Origin of the sequence: Leifsonia sp. McL0618 (genome assembly GCF_049994905.1) — a bacterium.
In the GTDB taxonomy this organism is placed as follows: Bacteria; Actinomycetota; Actinomycetes; order Actinomycetales; family Microbacteriaceae; genus Diaminobutyricibacter.
On record NZ_CP188258.1, the window covers coordinates 2,559,460 to 2,578,106 of the forward strand.

Annotated in this window: 20 protein-coding genes; 7 read left to right on the forward strand and 13 right to left on the reverse strand. The window is 66.8% G+C overall.

Annotated elements, in window-relative coordinates:
• The first annotated feature begins 23 nt into the window (after positions 1 to 23).
• Entirely contained in the window at positions 24 to 1,361 is a 1,338-nt protein-coding gene (locus ACPPVQ_RS12280) for an MFS transporter (RefSeq protein ID WP_426515380.1), read from the forward strand.
• Positions 1,362 to 1,368: 7 nt separating this feature from the next.
• Here ACPPVQ_RS12280 and ACPPVQ_RS12285 read toward each other — a convergent pair whose 3' ends face one another.
• Together ACPPVQ_RS12285 and ACPPVQ_RS12290 are read right to left on the reverse strand one after the other, a co-directional pair.
• Complete coding sequence (locus tag ACPPVQ_RS12285; RefSeq protein WP_426515381.1) at positions 1,369 to 2,010, reverse strand: putative glycolipid-binding domain-containing protein; 642 nt, start codon at positions 2,008 to 2,010, stop codon at positions 1,369 to 1,371.
• Between the two features lie 46 nt (positions 2,011 to 2,056).
• On the reverse strand, positions 2,057 to 3,352 hold the full coding sequence (locus ACPPVQ_RS12290; RefSeq protein ID WP_426515382.1) for a citrate/2-methylcitrate synthase: 1,296 nt from the start codon (positions 3,350 to 3,352) through the stop codon (positions 2,057 to 2,059).
• A 92-nt stretch (positions 3,353 to 3,444) separates the two neighbouring features.
• Between ACPPVQ_RS12290 and ACPPVQ_RS12295 the strand changes: the two genes are divergently transcribed.
• Both ACPPVQ_RS12295 and ACPPVQ_RS12300 read left to right on the forward strand, forming a co-directional pair.
• Positions 3,445 to 4,614, forward strand: a complete 1,170-nt coding sequence (locus tag ACPPVQ_RS12295) for a citrate/2-methylcitrate synthase (protein ID WP_426515383.1) — start codon at positions 3,445 to 3,447, stop codon at positions 4,612 to 4,614.
• A 158-nt stretch (positions 4,615 to 4,772) separates the two neighbouring features.
• Positions 4,773 to 5,864 carry a serine hydrolase domain-containing protein gene (locus ACPPVQ_RS12300; RefSeq protein WP_426515384.1) on the forward strand — a complete coding sequence of 364 codons (1,092 nt, stop codon included), beginning with the start codon at positions 4,773 to 4,775 and terminating at the stop codon, positions 5,862 to 5,864.
• 129 nt (positions 5,865 to 5,993) lie between these two features.
• Here ACPPVQ_RS12300 and ACPPVQ_RS12305 read toward each other — a convergent pair whose 3' ends face one another.
• Positions 5,994 to 6,428 carry a MarR family winged helix-turn-helix transcriptional regulator gene (locus tag ACPPVQ_RS12305; protein ID WP_426515385.1) on the reverse strand — a complete coding sequence of 145 codons (435 nt, stop codon included), beginning with the start codon at positions 6,426 to 6,428 and terminating at the stop codon, positions 5,994 to 5,996.
• A gap of 94 nt (positions 6,429 to 6,522) precedes the next feature.
• Here ACPPVQ_RS12305 and ACPPVQ_RS12310 point away from each other — a divergent pair, with 94 nt between their 5' ends.
• The 4 genes from ACPPVQ_RS12310 to ACPPVQ_RS12325 all read left to right on the forward strand — a co-directional run bounded on the left by ACPPVQ_RS12310 (position 6,523) and on the right by ACPPVQ_RS12325 (position 9,892).
• The gene (locus tag ACPPVQ_RS12310; RefSeq protein WP_426515386.1) at positions 6,523 to 7,242 is read left to right on the forward strand and encodes an NAD(P)-dependent oxidoreductase; all 720 of its coding nucleotides are present in this window, start codon (positions 6,523 to 6,525) and stop codon (positions 7,240 to 7,242) included.
• Between the two features lie 212 nt (positions 7,243 to 7,454).
• Positions 7,455 to 7,691, forward strand: a complete 237-nt coding sequence (locus tag ACPPVQ_RS12315) for a BatC protein (protein ID WP_426515387.1) — start codon at positions 7,455 to 7,457, stop codon at positions 7,689 to 7,691.
• Entirely contained in the window at positions 7,691 to 8,938 is a 1,248-nt protein-coding gene (locus ACPPVQ_RS12320) for a cupin domain-containing protein (RefSeq protein WP_426515388.1), read from the forward strand. The genes ACPPVQ_RS12315 and ACPPVQ_RS12320 overlap by 1 nt, the downstream gene beginning before the upstream one ends.
• The gene (locus ACPPVQ_RS12325) at positions 8,939 to 9,892 is read left to right on the forward strand and encodes a sucrase ferredoxin (protein WP_426515389.1); all 954 of its coding nucleotides are present in this window, start codon (positions 8,939 to 8,941) and stop codon (positions 9,890 to 9,892) included.
• A 48-nt stretch (positions 9,893 to 9,940) separates the two neighbouring features.
• Here ACPPVQ_RS12325 and ACPPVQ_RS12330 read toward each other — a convergent pair whose 3' ends face one another.
• The 10 genes from ACPPVQ_RS12330 to ACPPVQ_RS12375 form a co-directional block, all read right to left on the reverse strand.
• Positions 9,941 to 11,818, reverse strand: a complete 1,878-nt coding sequence (locus ACPPVQ_RS12330; protein ID WP_426515390.1) for a DHA2 family efflux MFS transporter permease subunit — start codon at positions 11,816 to 11,818, stop codon at positions 9,941 to 9,943.
• Entirely contained in the window at positions 11,811 to 12,386 is a 576-nt protein-coding gene (locus ACPPVQ_RS12335) for a PadR family transcriptional regulator (protein ID WP_426515391.1), read from the reverse strand. The genes ACPPVQ_RS12330 and ACPPVQ_RS12335 overlap by 8 nt, the downstream gene beginning before the upstream one ends.
• A gap of 111 nt (positions 12,387 to 12,497) precedes the next feature.
• Positions 12,498 to 12,719, reverse strand: a complete 222-nt coding sequence (locus ACPPVQ_RS12340) for a hypothetical protein (protein WP_426515392.1) — start codon at positions 12,717 to 12,719, stop codon at positions 12,498 to 12,500.
• A 106-nt stretch (positions 12,720 to 12,825) separates the two neighbouring features.
• Positions 12,826 to 13,302 carry a hypothetical protein gene (locus ACPPVQ_RS12345; protein ID WP_426515393.1) on the reverse strand — a complete coding sequence of 159 codons (477 nt, stop codon included), beginning with the start codon at positions 13,300 to 13,302 and terminating at the stop codon, positions 12,826 to 12,828.
• A 134-nt stretch (positions 13,303 to 13,436) separates the two neighbouring features.
• Entirely contained in the window at positions 13,437 to 14,270 is an 834-nt protein-coding gene (locus ACPPVQ_RS12350) for a MerR family transcriptional regulator (protein WP_426515394.1), read from the reverse strand.
• A gap of 41 nt (positions 14,271 to 14,311) precedes the next feature.
• Positions 14,312 to 14,878 carry a hypothetical protein gene (locus ACPPVQ_RS12355; RefSeq protein ID WP_426515395.1) on the reverse strand — a complete coding sequence of 189 codons (567 nt, stop codon included), beginning with the start codon at positions 14,876 to 14,878 and terminating at the stop codon, positions 14,312 to 14,314.
• A 572-nt stretch (positions 14,879 to 15,450) separates the two neighbouring features.
• On the reverse strand, positions 15,451 to 17,001 hold the full coding sequence (locus ACPPVQ_RS12360) for a hypothetical protein (RefSeq protein ID WP_426515396.1): 1,551 nt from the start codon (positions 16,999 to 17,001) through the stop codon (positions 15,451 to 15,453).
• Positions 16,991 to 17,857 carry a hypothetical protein gene (locus ACPPVQ_RS12365; protein ID WP_426515397.1) on the reverse strand — a complete coding sequence of 289 codons (867 nt, stop codon included), beginning with the start codon at positions 17,855 to 17,857 and terminating at the stop codon, positions 16,991 to 16,993. Before ACPPVQ_RS12365 ends, ACPPVQ_RS12360 begins: the two co-directional genes overlap by 11 nt.
• 2 nt (positions 17,858 to 17,859) lie before the next feature.
• The gene (locus tag ACPPVQ_RS12370; protein ID WP_426515398.1) at positions 17,860 to 18,300 is read right to left on the reverse strand and encodes a hypothetical protein; all 441 of its coding nucleotides are present in this window, start codon (positions 18,298 to 18,300) and stop codon (positions 17,860 to 17,862) included.
• A gap of 32 nt (positions 18,301 to 18,332) precedes the next feature.
• On the reverse strand, positions 18,333 to 18,629 hold the full coding sequence (locus ACPPVQ_RS12375; RefSeq protein ID WP_426515399.1) for a WXG100 family type VII secretion target: 297 nt from the start codon (positions 18,627 to 18,629) through the stop codon (positions 18,333 to 18,335).
• Between the last annotated feature and the right edge of the window lie 18 nt (positions 18,630 to 18,647).

Sequence of the window (18,647 nt, forward strand, 5' to 3'; positions counted from 1 at the left end):
ACGACGCGGAGCCGCTCGAACCGATGGTGACACCCGCGGGGCCAGGCGGCCCGACGCTCTCGAGGCGCCGCCATTTCGTCGACCTCTCCCCGCTGCGGGAGAGCCCGGCGTTCGCGCGGCTCTGGCTGGGCGGTGCGATTTCGGGCATCGGCAGCCAGATGACGATCGTCGCCGTCGGACTTCAGATCTTCGCTATCACCGGCTCGACGCTTGCCGTCTCCCTGGTCGCCCTGTTCGCACTCCCGCCGATGGTCGTCTTCGGTCTCTACGGCGGCGTGCTCGCCGACGCGTTCGACCGCCGCACCGTGGCTCTCGTGTCGGCCATCCTCGCCTGGACGTCGACTGCGGGCATCGCTGTCTTCGCCTGGCTCGACATCCGCGTCGTCTGGCCGCTCTACCTGCTGACCACGATCAACGCGGTCGCGGCCACAGTGATCGGCAGCACCCGCCAGGCGATCACGCCCCGCCTGCTGCCGACGCGCCTGCTTCCCGCCGCCAGCGCGCTGAACGGTATCAGCATGGGCGTGATGGTCACGGTCGGGCCCGCCCTCGCCGGGCTCCTGGTGGCGACGGTCGGCATCCCCTGGACCTATACCGTCGACGTCGTGCTTTTCACTGCGGCGTTCCTCGGCATCTTCACGCTTCCGCGCATCGTCCCCGAGGGTGAGCGTCAGAGCGCTGGACTCGAATCGGTGATGTTCGGGCTGCGCTTCCTGAAGACGGCGCCGAACATCCGCATGACCTTCATCCTCGACATCATCGCCATGACCTTCGGCCAGCCCCGTGCGCTCTTCCCGGCGGTCGGGGCGCTGCTCATCGGTGGCGGTCCTGTGACGGTCGGCATCCTCACCGCGGCCGGTGCGGTGGGCACACTCGTGTGCAGCGTCTTCTCCGGCCGGATCGGTCATGTGCGATGGCAGGGCCGCGCCGTCGGGCGATCCATCCAGGCCTACGGTGGCTGCATCCTCGGTTTCGGCATCGTGCTCGCCGTTGTGGCCTTCGGAAACAACGGCGCAGCCGTCGGCCAGAACATCGCCGACGCCAACCTGGCCGCCCTCGTCGTCGCGTCGGTGTTCCTCGCCGGTTCCGGAGCTGCGGACAACGTGAGCGCGATCTTCCGCACCACGATCCTGCAGGCCTCGGTGCCCGACGTGATGCGCGGACGCCTCCAAGGCATTTTCACGGTCGTCGTCGCCGGGGGCCCTCGTCTCGGCGACCTGTACGTTGGCATCCTCGCGGTGACCGGCGTGCTCTGGTTCCCGCCTCTTCTCGGCGGGCTCGTCATCATCGTCGCCGTCGGGGTGATCGTGCGCGTGCAGCACACCTTCCGCCACTACGACGCTCTCGACCCGACGCCCTGACGAGGCCTCAGGAGTCGCTCGGGGCGATCCGTCTGGCGAGCTGCGGGTAGTCGATGACGATGCCGTCCTCATCCACGGTGAGATCGGCGACGAAGGACCGGTTCGCGCTGTGGTAGCGCACGACTGCGTTTGCTTCCTCTGCGTCGAAGCGGCGCACGGCGCCGTACACCTGGTCGCTCCGGATGACGCGGAGCGACGGCAGGTCGACCCACGCCATGACCAGCTCGGTCTCCGAATCCGCCGCGTCGAGGAGCCCCAGCCGCAGGATCGGCATCGTGTTGGTGACCGGGCAGAGCGCGAGATCGCAGTCCAGCGCGCCCTCGATCGAGGCAGCATCCACGATTCCGGGGTCGGGCAGGTCGGCGTCGCCGCCGGTCTCCACCTCTGAGGTCCAGCTGCCGCCGGGGTCACGTGTGAGGGTGAGGTGACGCCACCACGCGTGGCCGGTGACGCCGATCTCGAGGAATTGAGTCACCCATCCGGAGCCTGTCTCGAGCGCCCAGCTCGTCGTGTAGTCGGCGGCGCGCGACGTGCCGAGCGCGCTGAGCCGGTCGACGCCCAGGGTGATCGTCGCGGCCTCGAGACGGTCGGGGTCGTCATCGCCGCGCCACGCGACGAAACGCGTGCGGCCCGCGGTGTTCGTGCTCACGGGCGCCAGCGTACGCGCACCCTCCGACGCGCCGGCACACGCGTGGTCAGTGGCCGACGTAACGGCCGACCGGACGCAGGCGCAGCGGACGCTCCCGGTACTCGGCGAGAGCATGCGCGATCCAGCCGACCGAACGCGCTGTCGCGAAGATCACTTCGCCGGCGTCGGGTGCCATCCCGGTCGCAAGGGTGAGCGCGGCCAGCGCGAAGTCGACGTTCGGATGCGCACCCGTGCGCGCCGCGATCATGCGGCTCGTGCGCGCGGCAGCGTCGAGAACCGGCTGCGCCCCGTCGACAGGGGCGAGCATCCCGAGTATTGCCCGCCCCCGCGGGTCGATTCCGGGATACAGCGCCTGCCCGAACCCCGGCACCGCCCCACCGCGTACGGCGACGGTGTCGGCGACCACGCGCTCGGGGGACTCGCCTGCGACGATGCGGCCGAGCATTCGGGCGACTTCGACGCTCGCGTTGCCGTGGAGCAGCGAGTCCAGGGCGCCGAGCCCGGCAGTGACGACCGCGTACGGGTTTGCGCGGGCGGATGCTGCGGCACGGGCCGCGAGGGTGGAGATCGCCATGTCGTGGTCGATGAGGAGGACGAGTGCGGCGTTGAGCGCCGCGACGCCGGCGGCCTGCTCGGGTCGCGGAGTGAGCTTCGACCAGAGGACGTCGGCAAGGCGACCGGCGGTGAGGTGCCCGGGCGCGTGGCCGATGTCGGGCGCGTGGCCGACGTCGGGCGCGGGGCCGACGTCGGGCGCGGGGCTGGCCTCGGGCAGCACGGCCACCATCCCGGCGACGAGCGCCTCCCCCGCCGACACCACCGTTGCAGGGTCGAGCGAATGACGCAGAGGATCGAGTGCGGCGAGCGTGGTGACGGCCACCTGCTGGCGGTCGCGGAGCGTTGCGGAGGCGGGCATCGCATCCGCCACCGACCGCGCGTGCGCGACTGCATCGGCGTGCGGGCGGAGCCGCGCATCCGGGTCGTCCACGCCCGTGAGCAGCCAGTGCGCGACCTGCTCGAACGACTCGCTCGCGGCCAGTTCGGTGGCGTCGCGGCCCCGGTAGAAGAGCCGGCCGTCCTCGATCAGCGTGAGGTCGGTTTCGATGACCATGAGCGGCCTGCCGTCGGAATGCCCGTGGATGTCGGAGCCCGGCACAGGGGCCGTGCGTGATCGGCGGGCAGCGGCGAAACGTTCCACTTCGAGCGGGTCGAAGGCCGACCCGTCCGGTCCGCGGGTGCGGTCGAGGCGGCCGCGGGCCACGTAGGCGTAGAGCGTTTCGAGCTTGATCCCCAGCCGAGCTGCAGTCTGCTCGGCGGTGAGCGTGGGCAGGTCCGGGTCCGGCATGGCGTCCTCCGAGGTTGATCGAATCAACGTTGACGTGCTCATTGAGCAATATCAGACTGAGGATAGCACCGGCAGAAACGAAGGAGACGGCGATGCTCACCACCGATCGCATGGACGACACCCTCATCGACGTGCCGCGCGGCCTCACCAACGTCGTCGCCGCCGAGACAGCCCTCGGCGATGTGCGCGGCCACGAAGGCTTCTATCACTACCGGCAGTACTCCGCCGTGCAGCTTGCGGCCGAACGCTCGTTCGAGGAGTCCTGGTACCTGCTGCTGTTCGGCGAACTGCCGACGCGGCATCAGCTGGACTCGTTTCGCTTGCAGGTGGCGGGGGCGAGGTCGATCCCGGATGAGGTCGCGTCAATGCTCCCGGCGATCGCGCGGGTGACCGGCGGCACGGATGCGCTGGCCGGGCTGCGTATCGCGCTCGGTGCGGTGGCCGCGGCGGACGGCATCCGGCCCCTGTACGACACGGCGGTGGATGCGCGCACCGACACCGCGATCCGCGTCGCTGCGGTGACGCCCGTACTTCTCGCCGCCCTCCACCGGCTCGCCGCCGGCGAGCGGCCACTACCCCCGCGCCCCGACCTCGGGCACGTCGCCCACTATCTGTATCTGCTGTCCGGCGACGTTCCGGATGCTCGCACCGAGCACGCCGTCAGCGCATACATGACCGCCGCGATCGACCACGGCTTCAACGCGTCCACGTTCACCGCGCGCGTCATCGCATCGACCGGGGCCGACCTGGGCTCGGCGGTGGTCGGGGCTCTTGGGTCGCTGTCCGGACCACTGCACGGGGGCGCCCCCAGCCGTGCGCTCGATACGCTCGACGCGATCGGCACGCCCGAGCGCATCGACGAATGGGTGACCGACGCGGTGCTGTCGGGCGCGCGCATCATGGGGTTCGGGCATCCGGTGTATCGCACGGAGGATCCGCGATCGCGCATGCTGCGGTCGATCGCCCAAGGGTTCGGCGGCGACCGTGTCGCTTTCGCGACGGCCGTGGAGGCGCGCGTCCTGGCACTCCTCGAGCAGCTGAAGCCCGGTCGCGAGCTGCACACGAACGTGGAGTTCTACGCGGCGGTCGTCATGGAGTTATGCGGGATTCCGCGGAGCATGTTCACACCGACGTTCGCGGCAGCACGGGTCGTCGGGTGGACGGCGCACATCCTCGAACAGGCGGCCGACGGGAAGATCATCCGTCCGTCGTCGCGGTATGTCGGGGTGCCGGCGCCCGAGCCGTTGCCGCCGGCCGTGTAATCGGGCGAGCGTGCCCGTTGCGGTCGAGCGTGCCTGCTGTAGCGGGCACGCCCGGCCGGAGGGGGCACACTCGCGGCCGAACGGCGCCGCTCGGCCGCCCCGGCCCGGCCGGAGGGGGCACACTCGGCACACACAGGCGGCGAGCGTACTCTCAAGAGGTGTCAGACGTCGGCTGGGTCGAGGCGTCCGCCCACGATGTCGGCATGGATCCGGCCGGTCTCGAACGCGCGGTCGCCCTTGTGAGCGCGCGCCAGGCATCCGCTCAGCTCTGCATCCTCCGCGATGACCAGATCGTGCTCGACAGAAGTTTCGGCTGCGAAACCGATGCCCTGTTCTGGACGTTCTCGGTGAGCAAACCTTTCGTCGCGCTCGCGGTGCACCTGCTCGCCGAGCGCGGACTGCTCGGCCTCGACGACCCCGTCGCGCAGCACTGGCCCGAATTCGCGCGCAACGGCAAGGAGCGCGTCACCGTGCGCCACGTGCTCACCCACCGGGCGGGCATCCCCTTCGCCAGCGGCGGCCTCCTCGGCGATGTTGCAGCCATGGCCGACTGGGACCGCTCGATCGCGCTCGCAGAGAACGCGACGCCGTGGTGGCCGGCGGGGCGCGTGGTCGGGTACCACATCCTCTCCTTCGGGTTCGTGCTCGGCGAGCTCGTGCGCCGGGTGTCCGGGATGCCCGTGCAGGCATTCGTCCAGGCCAACCTGCTGACGCCGCTCGGCCTCGGCGACATCGAGCTCGGGCTGACGGATGCAGACTGGCCGCGCCACGTTCAATTACGCGGACAGGTGATGACCGACCAGGTGCGCCGGGTCGTCTTCAACCGGCGCAACGTGCGGCAGGCGGTGATCCCCGCAGCAGGCATCTCGGCGACCGCGAGGGCGATCGCGACCTTCTACCGGATGCTGCTGGCCGGCGGCGAACTCGACGGAGTGCGCGTGCTCGAACCGGCGACGATCGAGGAGGCGCGGCGGGTATCGAGTGACGGCGAAGTCGACCAGCTGATGCGCCATCCCGTGCGGTGGGCGCAAGGATTCCAGCTCGGCGGACCGGTCGGGGCGCGGCGGCCGACCGGGACGCACGCCGACCTGCGGACGTTCGGCCACAACGGCAGCAGCATCTGCAACACCTGGGCGGACCCGGGGCGCGGGCTCGTGTTCGCGTACCTGACGAACCTCGCGGCGCCGCGGCGCGCATCCCTGCAGCACAACTCCGACCTTTCGGATGCGCTGCTCGACGCCTGCAGTTGAGCCGGCGCGGGCCCGTTGCCGGGCTCTCGCTTGCGGGCGTGTGATCGCGAGTGTGCACGTTGCGGACGAGCGTGACCGGCGGAATGGGCACGCTCGGCCGGAGGAGGCACGGTCGGCCGGATCGTGAGCTCAGGCGAGCTCGTCGGTGGCGGCGCGGCCGGCGGCCGTCGCCCTCTGCAGGAAGTCGGCGAGCACGGCGAGCTGTGCCTCGTCGTAGTCGTCGAGGATCCCGTCCATGGAGCCGTTCATTCCGGAGTAGAGCCGGAAGAGTTCCCCCGTGCGGTCCGGCAGCGCACGCACCTGCACGGCACGCCGGTCGGCGGCGTCGCGTTCGCGCACGATCCAGCCGTTCTTCTCGAGCCGGTCGAGGATGCCGGTGATCGTCGCGGGGTGCAGCCCGGCCCGGCGGGCGAGCTCGCTGGGACTCATCGGCCCGTGCATCGCGACGACGTCGAGGCAGTCGAGGTCGACGTCACGGAGGTCGACCCGCGATCCGACCTGGTGGTTGAGCAGGGAGATCTGGTTGTTGAATTCGCGCATCGTTAGCTTGATCGACGTCGCCATGCGCCGTCGTCGGCGTGCGTCGTCCGGATCCTCAGTTAATTTGGTTTTCATATGATACCTTTTTCATATTGTACGGCTAATTGAGGAGGACACGTTGAACATAGTCGTTTTCGGCGCAAACGGCGGGACCGGGCGCCTTCTGGTGCGTCAGGCCCTGGATGCGGGGCACACGGTCACGGCGGTCACCCGGCATCCCGACGCCTTCGCTCTCGACAACACGTCGGTGACCGACGAGAACCTGACCGTGCTCGCGACCGACGTCTTCGACCCCAACGCAGTCGACACCGCCGTCGCCGGCCACGACGTCGTGCTCTCGGCGCTCGGCGTTCCGTACGGACGCAAGCCCATCACCGTCTACTCGGCGGGGGTCACGAACATCATCGCGGCGATGAAGCGGCACGGCATCCGCCGCCTGGTCTGCGTGAGCTCCAGCGCGACCGATCCCGCGACCCGCTACCACGACACCGGCGGCGGCTTCTTCTTCGAGAAGGTGCTCAAGCCGATCATCACTAAGACGATGGGCAAGGAACTGTACGCGGACATGCTCCGGATGGAGCACCTGGTGCAACAGAGCGACCTCGACTTCACGATCGTACGGCCGTCCGGACTCTTCGCAACACCCGGCGTGACCGCATACGTCGACGGCGAGATCGAGCTGCCCGAGCGGTACACGTCGCGCGCCGACCTCGCCGCCTTCATGCTGCGCCTCGGCGAGGGGGACGAGTATTCGCGGACGTCGGCCGCCGTCGCGACCGTGTCGACGCATCCGCGGGTCATCGACCTCATCCGCCAAGAGGCCCTCGGCCGCTCCTGACCCGCCGCCCTCTCGCTGCTCGCAGCGGTCGAGCACGGGCAAAGACATCCTTAGACCCGGATTTGGGCTGCTTTTTCCTGGGCTCGGCGGCGCGGGAACGCGCGCGAGCGGCGCGAGAGCGGCGCGGGAGCGGGGGCTGGGCGGCGTGACCGCTCGCGCGTAGTGTGAGCTGTGGCGGCGATCGGCGCCGATCCTGAGGTGTGGAGGTTCGAATGAGTGCGATCAACGACGACGACATCACGACCGATGCCGCTGACAGCGGCGAAGGCACGGCAGACGGGGGCGCCAACCCGAGCGGAAGCGACGGCGGCGCCGGCGAAGGCCCCGCTGACGGAGGCGCGAACCCCGGCGGACACGACGGCGCAGCAGACGGCGGCGCCGGCGAAGGCCCCGCTGATGGCGGAGCAAGCGGCGGCGGAAACGACGGCGGCGCCGACGGTTCGGCTTGATGTCGGATGACGGGCGCGGGTCGGGAAACCGGCCCGCGCTTTCGCGTTGCATCGCCGTCGCTCCCGACCGTTTCGCTGCAGAATACTGGGGTTCACGTCCCCTTCTCTCTCGCTCGGCCGACCTCGGCGAGGATTTCTCCGACCTCTTCAGCACGGACGCCGTCGACGAACTCATCTCGGGCCGGGCGCTGCGCACGCCATTCATTCGCATGGCCAGGGAGGGCACCGTGCTCGCGCCCTCCCGTTTCACCGCATCCGGTGGGTTCGGCGCAGAAATCGGCGACCAGGTCAGTTCCGAGAAGGTGCTGCAGGAGTTCGAGGACGGTTCGACGATCGTGCTGCAGGGTCTGCATCGCACGTGGCAGCCGCTCGCCGATTTCACGCGGCAGCTCGTCGCCGACCTCGGGCATCCGTGTCAGGTCAACGCCTACATCACGCCTGCCTCGTCGCGCGGATTCGACCCCCACTACGACGTGCACGACGTCTTCGTGATCCAGGTCGCGGGCGACAAGCACTGGACCATCCATGAGCCGGTGCATCCGGATCCGCTGCGCGACCAGCCGTGGACCGACCATAGGGATGCCGTGGCCGCCCGCGCCACCGGGTCCCCCGCGATCGATGCAACGTTCCATCCCGGCGACGTGCTGTACCTTCCGCGCGGCTGGATCCATTCCGCGACCGCACTCGGCGGCGTATCGGTGCACCTGACGATCGGCGTCGCCGCATACACCCGGGCCGACGTCGTGCAGCGGGTGATCGCGCGGGCATCTGATGACGCGAAGGTGCGATCATCCCTCCCCCTCGGCATCGATTTCGACGACCCGGCCCAGCTCGCTTCGATCGTGCAGGAGACGGCGGATGCTCTGCTCGTCCAGTTGCGCGAGGCTGCGACGGATGCCCGCACGGCTGCAGACGTCGCCCGCACTCTGGCGGCGCGGTTGCGCGACGACACCCGCCCTGAGCCCGTGCGCCCACTGTCCGCAGTCCACGCCGCGGAGTCCCTCGACGGCGACACGATCGTGCAGGTGCGCCAAGGACTCGCGGCACACTCGTCGGTCGACGGAGAGCGGGTGTGCATCCAGTTGCCGGACAAGACCGTGAAGCTTCCGGTTGCCGCCCGGGCTGCTGTCGAGCTGCTGCTCGACGCCGGCCGCGTGCGCGTCGCCGACCTGCCCGGGCTCGACGTCGACTCCGCCGTTGTCGTGGCGCGCCGCCTCGTGCGCGAAGGCGTGCTGGCGGTGCGCTGAATGCCCGTCTCGGTCGAAGGGTGGCAGCCGTGCAGCGACAGTTCCCTGCTGCGCGGCGACCCCCTGGGCGGCACGGCCGGCTTCGGTGAACGCTGGTTCCTGGTCGAGATCGACGGGGCGTGGGGCGCCCACGCCATCCTGCAGTCGCGAATGGATGGCGCACTTGCGGCCCGGCTGGTGGCGCGCGTCGAGAAGGCAGGCATCCGCCCGCTCGCCATCCGCCGCACCGGTCGCCGCGCCGACGAGCGGAGGGCGCAGACCGTCTGGCGCTGGGCGCTCGTCGATTCGCGGCCCGGACGCGAATCCGTGCTGTGGGGTCAGGTCGACGCCCCGGAAGCGCTGCTCGACGTTCCGCTCGACGGGAGCGTCGGCGAGCTGTCGAACGAGCCCGTGCTGTGCGTCTGCACCCATGCCCGGCACGACCAGTGCTGCGCCGTGAAAGGCCGGCCGATCGTGCAGGCGCTCGCCTCCGAGCATCCGGAGCTGACCTGGGAATGTTCCCACCTCGGCGGCGACAGGTTCGCGGCGACGATGGTGGTCTTACCCGAAGGCCTCCTCTACGGGCGGGTTCCGGGCGCGGATGCGCCGGGTCTGGTCACGCGGTACGCGGCGGGCCTGGTGGATGCGCGCTTCCTGCGCGGCCGCACCGCACTCAGCAATGTCGCACAGGCGGCCGAGGGGTTCGCCCGCGCCCGGACAGGCGACGAGCGGATCACGGCGTTCCGGGTCGTGAGCGAGTCGGCGACGGACGACGGATGGATGGTGACCCTCGACCACGACGGAGCCATCGTCACTGTGGAACTCGGCAGTGCGCTCTCTGAGCCGCTGCTCTCGACGTGCAATGCGACCCTCTCGATGCGGGTTCGCGAGTTCGTGCTGCGTTCGATCGAGCTCGCGCCTCGCGGTGGTGGTGGCGGTGGCGGTGGCGCCCGGGCACAGGAAAAGTCACCCTAAACTCGCGGTTTGAGGTGACTTTTCCTGTGCTCGACGGCTCAGCGCGGGTCAGGCGGAGGCGGGCTCGGGTACCGGGGCGCCGCCGGGAGCGGCGACGCGCTTGGGCAGCACGAACACCAGCAGCAGGGCGACGACGCTGAAGGCGGCGCTGACCGCGAGGGCGTTGGCGGCTGCTGACGCGAACCCGTCGGCGACTGCTTCCGGGGTGTGCCCGGTGATCGTCAGGCTGCCGAAGAGGACCGACCCGATGATCGCAATACCGATCGCGGAGCCGACGCGCTGCATCACGCTGATCACGCCACTCGCAGAACCGGCTTCGGACCGGTCGACGGTTGCGACGATGAACTGTGCGTTCGGAGCGATGAAGAGTCCGTTTCCGAAACCGGCGATGAACAGCGGAACCAGCAGATCCCAGTTGGTGAGGTCGGATGCGTTGACCAGCAGGAGCACCAGCCAGACCCACACGAGACCGATGACCACGAGACCGGTGCCGATGACGAGCACCGTGCGTCCGAGCTGCTTGGCGAGGCGGTCGCTGAGCGCCGAACCGATGATGCTGGCAATCGCGAACGGAATCGAGACGAGACCGGACTCGAGGGCGGTGTGTCCGAGGCCCGCCTGCCAGAGCAGCGAGATGGTGAAGAAGATGCTGGTGAACGCCGCGAAGTAGACGAGCGCGAGAATGACACCTCCCGTGAAGTTCGGGTGCGAGAAGAGGTGCGGTGGCACGAGCGGCGAGCCGCCGGCTTTCGCCACCCGGAGCTCCCAGAATGCGAAAGCGATCAGCAGCAGGACTCCGGCGACGATGGTGACGTAGGTCCAGGCCGGCCAGCCCTGGTCCTGGCCTTCGATCAGCGGCACGAGCAGCGCGATGAGTCCGGCCGAGAGCAGCACAAGACCGAAGAGGTCCCATCCGGTGCGGGCCGTGCCCTCCTTGCCTGCGGGAAGGAAGATGGCGGCCGCGATGAGGGCGAGCACTCCGATCGGCAGGTTCACCCAGAACACGAGACGCCATCCGTTCGTGTCACCGAAGGCCTGGATGATCAGGCCACCGACGATCGGGCCGAGCGCCGTCGAGACACCGATGACGGCGCCCATGATCGCGAACGCCTTGCCGCGCACGCGGGGTTCGAAGAGCAGTTGGATGGTGGCGGTGACGGCGGGCACGAAAATACCGCCCGCGAGACCCTGGACGACACGTGCCACGATCAGCTGGACGTCGTTCTGCGCGAGACCGCAGAAGAAGCTGGCGACGGTGAACAGCGCAAGGCCGGTGAAGAACACCCATTTGTGGCCGATGCGGTCGCCGATGCGGCCGGACGGGATCAGCGCAAGGCCGAATGCCAGCGCGTAGCCGGAGATGATCCAGGACAGCGTCGCCTCGGACGCGTTCAGGCTGGTGCGGATCGTCGGCAGCGCGACGTTCACGATGGTGGTGTCAAGCAACGCCATGAACATGCCGACCATCAGCACGATGAGGGCGTTCCACGCACGCTGCGGAACGACAGGTGCGGGTGGGCGGCCGCCTGCGGAGGCTCCGGCCGACGCTGCGGTCGCCGTCGCCGTCGCGGTCGGGGCGGATGCGTTGGCTGCGTCCCGGGCGCCTGCCGCGTTGGATGCCGCTACCGCTGTCACGCCTGCGCCGGCAGCCGCCCCGTGGCCGCTTTCTGCGCCGGCCGCCGCGTCGCCCGCCGCGTGGCCGCTTTCTGCGCCGGCCGCCGCGACGCCCTGCGTGTGGCCGCTTTCTGCGCCGGCCACAGCATCCGATTCCATCGGGGCCGCGTGAGCGCCCACGTGGGGTTCGGGGTTGACGCCATCGGGCACCACATCGGGAAGGGCGTGGGCTCCGGCGTGTGCGCCGTGGTGGGTGCCTCCGGGAGTGTCGGAGTGGTCTGGTGTCGCCTCGTTGGGCGGGGTGTCAGTCATGGTCGGGGGTGTCCTTTCGGGCGCGTTCGTCGGCGATGATGTCGGGAAGTTCTTCGAGGAGCTGGGTGTGCCAGGCGACTTCGGCACGCAGTCGTTCCGTCTTATGGCCCATCACATATTTCTCGGCTTTGGTCAGGTATTGGTCGACGTGGGTCCGGTGTGATTCGGTGTCTGCGATCATCGCTTCGAGAGCGTTGATGCGCGCGCGGATCGTCTCGGGCAGCAGGTCGAGCCGCTCAGCGTCGAGTTTGGTGAGCGCGAGGTCGAACGGGTCGGGTTTGATCACGATCGTGCGGAGTCCGTCGAGGCGCATGCCTCGAACGGATTCGCGCCCGGCGTCGCTGATCTGCCAGACTTGCCGCTCGGGATACGCGCCTTCGCGTTCGACCCGCGCCTCGACGATGAGCCCTTCTGCTGCCAGTCGTTTGATGGCTCCGTAGAGGGCGCCGACCGAGATGTCCGTCCAGAGGTTCACATGTTCCTGTTCGGCCAGCAACCGAAGCTGGTGACCGTGCATCGGGCCGCGCTCGTCGAGCGAGCCGAGGATGAACAGGCGGATGGATGACACGCGACTACTCTCGCACGACTAGTCTTTCTCGTCAACCCCATGCGAGGCGGGTGTTGCGGTGCGTGGTTGTGGGTCGCGGCGGCCTGTCTGGGTTGCCGTCGCGGCCGCGGGTCACGGGTTGTTTTGGGCGTTGAAGCCTCCGTCGTCGAATTTTTCGTCGTTGACGAAGCCTCCTCCGGATGCGTTGAGCGCGATGTTGTATGCGGTTTGTTCGCGTTCGTCTTCGGTGTCGGTTTGCCCGTCTTCGTAGTCGCGGACGATGTCGTCGCCGTCTTGGAGGGGTTCGCCGTCCCACTCGTATTCGCCGTCTTTGTGGTGGTCTTTGCGTGTCATGAGCGAACTGTACGCGCGGTCGGGTTTCGCGGCCATCCCCCGTCGCGTGAACTTTCGCTGGTTGCGCCGGCGACCGACACGGGTGTTTTCAGTGGGAGCGGGTGTTTCAACGGGTGAACGGTACGGCGACGTCGCAGACGTGGTCGTCGGGGCCGGCGGTTGCGATTTCGGTGAGGAGGATTTCCCGGGGCGCCATGCATGGCGTGTAGCCGTGGTGGGTGAGCCAGCCGTAGACCTCGTCGTAGACGCCGAGGATGGCCGGGTATTCGTATTGGGTTTTGGTAATGCGCAGGTATGCCTCTTCGCATCCGGGTTCGATGAGGAGGGTTGCTGGTTCGGCGAGGTCGGATGCGTCGATGTCGTTGTTGACGGGCATCGCGTTTTGTACGTCGCCGTCTTCTTCGTCGCTGACGGGTCCGTGGAAGATGGTGGTGCGGGGCCCGATTGCGCCGCCGAGTTGCGTGGCGATGTGGTTGAGGCGTTCGGTGGATGCCTTCAGGAAGTCGTCGAGGTCGCGGGTGCCGACGTGGCGGCGTTCGGTGATGTACGTTGTCGCTTCGGTGGTGCGGGTTTGGACGGCCATCGTCGGCTCCTTCGCGTTGGCTCATTCTCCCGCTGTCGGGTGTTCCCTGGTCAAGGAGTTTTTGGGTGCGCTTGTGGTGCGAGGGCCGGCGTTGCGGTCGGCGCTCGCACCGCGTTGTTCAGTTGCTGGATCGTTCAGGTGTTGTGTTGCTCTGTGTTGTAGGGGACGGCGATGTCGCAGACGTCGTCGTCGGGGCCCGCGGCCATGAAGTCGGCGAAGTAGATTTCGCGTGGCGCCAGGCGTGGAGTGAGTTTGTGTTCGGTGAGCCACGCGTAGACCTCGTCGTAGGCCTGCAGGATTTGCGGGTATTGCACCTGCGATTTGGTGATGCGTGTGTAGGCCTCTTGTCCGGCTCCCTCGACGAGCACTTCGGTCGGCGGCGCGACGTCTGCGTCTGTCACTCCCGCACGAACGGGCACTGCGTTTCTCACGTCGCCGTCGGTGTCGTCGTTCACGGGCGTTTCGATGATGGTGGTCAGCGGCCCCGCCCATCCTCCGAAGCGTCCGGCCAGTTCGGCGAGCCTGTCCGCCGAGCTGCGGATGAAGGGTGGGATGTCGGGCGGCGATACCCGTTTGATCTCGGTGAGGTAGGTCGTTTCTGGTACTGCCCTGGTTTCTACGGTCATGGTGGTTTCCTTGTTTGCTGAGACGACCGAGATCACGTATGCGGCGAGGTTGTGTTGTCCCCACAGCTGGGCTTCGCGCCGTTTCCAGTACGCGTCGATCAGTTGGGCCCGTTCGGCGCCTTCGGCGGAGAGTACGGTCCGGATGCTGGCAAGCGGCATTTCGATTGCTCGCAGCATGTTGATGAGGCGGGCGTCGAGGAGCTGTTCTTCGCTGTAGTAGCGGTACCGATTGGTGGGGTCGACGTGTACCGGCTCGAGTATGCCCTGTTCGGCATACAGCCTCAGCGCCTTCGCGCTGAGCCGGCTTCGCAGCTGGAAGGTGCCGCTGAGGATGAGTCCCATAGCGCTCCTCCCTTGTCGTGATCTCGTTGTGGCGGCTGCCACTATTCCACTGTCAGGGCCGCCCTTGGGGCAAGGTCAAACGCTGAAGGATTCGGTGTTGCGGGCGCAGTGTTGTCGGGGACGAACATGTTGTCGGGAGTCACGGGCACCGGGCCGGGCCAGCGGCCGAGTTTGGCACCGACCACAGCGGGCGGGATGGACATGAAGTCTGAGCCTTCGCCACTCGGGAATTCCCAGCCGGCGTCCGTCAGGGCAGACTCAAGGTCCGAAATCTCCGACCCATGCAGAAAGAACGCAAGGTCCGTGTTCGGCTTTTCAGTGTTCACCGACCATGCGAGGCGAACCAGGAATTCTGCAAGATCGTGCGTACTCGCAATTTTGAATCCGGGTGCAAGCCAGATCGAGATGAGCACGTCCGTCCGGCGTTGAAAGCCGTTGTAGCTTCCCCCGGCATCGACAAATGCGCTTTCAACACCCTCGACTTTTTGGATCTGAGCCAAGGCGTCTTCTTTGCTTTGACCGCCAGTGGGACTCGCCGAACATCCCGTTGCCACAAGCAGGACCAGAAGCGATATCGAGACCAGCGCCCAAACGCGATTGTAGGTCATATTCTCTCTCGATTCTTATCGGTTGCGGAGTAGAGGGGCAGAGTGACTCGGTGTGGCGGACGCTTCGTCGACCGGGACGATCATGTTGTCGGGGGTCACGGGGACCGGTCCCGGCCAACGGCCGAGCTTTGCGCCCACCACTGCGGGTGGGATGAACATGAAGCCTGAGCTTGCACGGCTCCGAAATTCCCACCCTGCGTCCGTCAGTGCGGACTCGAGTTGCGACATCTCCGATCCATCTATTTGGAACACAAGATCCGAGTTTGGCTTCTCCGTATTCACAGACCATGCGAGTCGAACGAGGAACTCGGCGAGTTCATGCGTTCGTTGTACTCTGAAGCCGGGTGACAGCCATACGAAAACGAGTGTGCCTGCCTCCCGGGTAAGGCCGTTCCAACTCCCTCGCCCGTCAACGTACGCCTCTTCAACGCCGCTGATCGCTTGAATCTGAGCTGTCGCCGCCTCTCCGCTCTGTCCACCGGTGGAAGGAGCCGAACATCCCGATGCCAATAGCGGGACGAGTAGCAACAGCGACGCCAGCCCCTGACGATGACGGAGATTCTCTATTGGGGTCATTTCTTGTCCATTGCGTAGTAGTCGGTGATCGTGAGGTTTCCGTCGAAGTACTTCGCAATCCTCGGATCTCCATTTATGCCGGGTTCATCGGAGGCCATTCGGGCGTATCGATCGAGCTTGTGAGCCTCGAATGGATGAATCACCTTCCCAGCACTTTCGGTCGTGAGCGGAGGCGCGTCCCGACGAATTGTTGCCCAAGCCTCCGGGTTCTGTTTGGCGTCTCCGGCGGGAACTACGTCTTGATTGGCTTCCCAGGCCAGCACGTCCACATCGGCGGGAATCTCGAATCGAGCGATAGGTGAGCCGGCCGTCACGACTTGCTGGATGTTGTGCCCCGAACCACCCGCCGCGATTGACGCGGCGGTGATCCCACCGAGGCTGAACCCGGTGATCATGATGGGTGGGCCGTTGGGATCAGAGGCGATTCCTGATTCATCCATCGCATCAAGCACCGCGCGTTCTAAGGCCGTCCGCTCGCCCGCGATCATGGCCCACAGATCCGCTGTGAGATCGTTGGGTGCAGTTGTACGCGTCGGCGAGAACGTTTGTGTACTTGGAATCTGAACCGTGTACCCCGTGACGCGTCCATCGTCGTCCGTACAGGTGATGATCCGAATCGTCGCAAAGCTGTCCCTGCCGACGTTGTCGATCTGGCTACCGCTTGCAAACAATGAGGCAACATCCGACGGGACGATCCGGCCCCTTTGGTCCAGGCTGAATGCTCCTTTGCCTCCGAAGATCGCGACAGAGCTATCCCTCGCTCGCTCGACAGCCCTATCCACAATCTCCTTATCCGAGAGCGGCGGTACCGCCAGTTCCGCCTCGCGATCGACGAACCAACCGAGATTGTTCCCGGTGGCGATCAACCCGCGAAGGATGTCGTCGTAGAACGGCCCCGTCTTTCCGAGCGTCGACTCGCCTCGGGTGATCGCCCGAGCGAATACGTCGTTCATCGAGAAAGCTCGGCCGATATTCGTTCCGAACTTCAGGGCGAACAGGGCACCGCCGCCGATGAACAGAGACGGGTTCGCGCCGTACTCATCCAGGGTCTTGCGTAACCCGGGGATGAGCGAGTCGGCGAACTCGTCTCCGAAGCCCGCAATCAGCGAGTCGACCGCGGTCTTGAGGACGACGACGGCAGTGCCAAGCAGGACCGCGATGGAGCCGCCTGCCGCGGCAACGTCGCTACCGTTCGTAATGAGCTCGGCCGCCACCCCAGCCGTGGAGCCAAGCCCGGCTGCGGCGATGGCCAGAGCATCCTCTGCGAGCCGGTAGGTGGCGACAACGGTCGCCGAGACGAGCACGACACCTTCCGCCGCGGCCGCATAGGCGACGAGTCGACCGACCGCCACGGCCACAACGCTCTCTGCCTCGACGCCGGTAAACGGCGAGAGCGGAATTGACGCGACGAAATCGGGGTCGGTCGCTGCGCACGCGACCTGCCCAATGCGAGAGCGAACGAAGTCTGCGTGCGCCCGAACCGAGGAGGATAGTCGTTCGATGTCGTCGAAGGCGATAACGAGAGAGCCGGAGCCCTCATGCGACATCTTGAGTCCTACGCAGCCCTGCCACCAGCTCGATCAGATCCGTCCTGATGAGCGCGCGTGAGACTTTGGCAAGCCGCATGCGACCGCTTTCAGAAATCGACTGGCCCGTGGCCGGGAACTTCTCCGGCATCAAGGTCATCGAAATCCAGCCGTCATCTCCGCGGAACCAATCGCCGATGTAGAGGCATCGCGCCTCCTTGTCGAGCAATTCGAGGTGAAAACCCGCACTCATTTCGCGAGTCAGACCTGACATCAGTTCGACATCGGTCTGGGCGTCTGGCCGCGACCTAAGAGACTGGAGGAACTCCTGGTCTCCGGACCGAATTGCTTCGAGGATCAGTCTCGATTCGACGAGCCCGATCGTCGTCGATTGCAATGGGGGCTTGGTGCCGAGCGAATTGTCTGCCACCAGTTCAAGCAGATGCTTCGCCAATTCGCCCAGGTACATGAACGTGACGACGATCCGTGTGTCAGGGCCGCCCACACTCGTGCCACGAACCTGAACCCGCCGCAGGCCGGCGCAGGCGCCACGATTGACGCTGACCAGCTCGCGCGATTCATCCTCAGGACTCCACGAAAAGGTCCGAATCGCGTACTCCGAGACTGCGTGAAGGGAGAGAGCGAAGAGCAGTCCGGGCGCAACGCTTTCCCTCTCATCATCGCCATTACGGCTTACGAGTCCCCGTTCCGTCAGCGAGGCGAGCGCTACCGCAAGCTTTTCGCTTTCGTCGCTGCCATTTTCGCCCTTTGTCAGATCGCTGACTCTGTAGCCATCCGGCAACAGGAGCTCGGGAACGAGCGCACACACCGCCCCGAGTTCGCTGACTGTCAGTTCAAATCTCCAGCTATCGGCCATGCCTACACCCACCCCCGACGCTCGAAGAGTTGTTTGAATTCGAGCCAGTCCCTCGACCCCGCAACGGGCGCGTTCCGGGTCGCAGACACAATCGCTTCCTCGACGGCTCCGACCGTCGCCTCGCCAGCCTCACGAACCGTTCGCGCGGCGTCGTTGAGCCGAGCAGTGACCCAACTCTGAGCATCCTGAATCGCTTGTTTCGTGCTGTCGACGGCGGAGGCATGCCGTTCGAGCGCCTCCGCCGCGCCATGGAGCGCAGCAGATTGCGCGCCGATGTCGCCGGCCACCATTCGTAGCTGATCGCGGAAGGCATCACCCGCGCGTGACTGCCACATCATCGCGTCGCTCTGAACGGAGAGCGAGCGCGCACGCCCTGCAAGCTCGTCTGCAATTTCTCGAAGCGCGTTCGCTCGCGCGCGAACCCTCACCATTTCGCCGTACATCCAGTCGTCCTTCCCTTCCGCGACAACTGCCGTCAGCGGCCCAGACGTGCGGCCAGTTGACCGTCGACCTCCTGAAGGGTTTGGGCTGTTGTACGAAGGAACTGGGCGAGATCGTCGAGGCCGCCGATCGTGTTGCGCGCACCCGAGGTGAACCGGTTGTAAGCGTCGTTGAAGGCACCGGACGATTTGTCGGTTGTAAAGCCGGCTGCGGTGAGAGCGGAGATCTGGGACTGGAGCTTCGCCAGCGTGGAATTGATCTCGTCGCGGCCTGCAACGAGACGATCCGCATTGCCGTTGATCTCCTGGTACGAGACATGGATGTTGGTCATGACTTTCCCCCTTTGGGC